We start from the raw sequence: 320 nt of genomic DNA on the forward strand, positions 1-320 counted from the left end.
CTCGGGCCTCTTGCCTTCGGGCACCGCGGCCTCCAGGGTCTCGCGGGCCTTGGGGTAGCATTCGGTGCGAAGCTTGTCCTCGGGGCTCATGCTCTCCCCCGAGTTATAGGAGATGGGGGCGGCTGCGTTGTTGGGGTCTCGCTTCTGAAAACCGTACTTCTGGGCGTACTCGACATTCCAGGGACCGTACTTTCGCCCCATCTCGCCGCGGGGCGCACCCTCAGAGTAGGGAGCCTGGATGGTGTAGTTCTGCCCGTGTTCGGCAAAGCACTGCTTCATAGCAATCTGAAAGGCCGTGTATTCGTAATGAGTGCCCAACT

The 320-nt window shown here is 60.9% G+C and carries 1 pseudogene; it reads right to left on the bottom strand.

The annotated features are described in order from the left end of the window. A pseudogene (locus HMPREF2842_RS04530) lies at positions 1-279 on the bottom strand (multidrug transporter); the annotation flags it as partial. Positions 280-320 lie beyond the last annotated feature (41 nt).

The organism is Rothia sp. HMSC069C10, from assembly GCF_001812205.1.
GTDB classification, from domain to species: Bacteria; Actinomycetota; Actinomycetes; order Actinomycetales; family Micrococcaceae; genus Rothia; species Rothia mucilaginosa.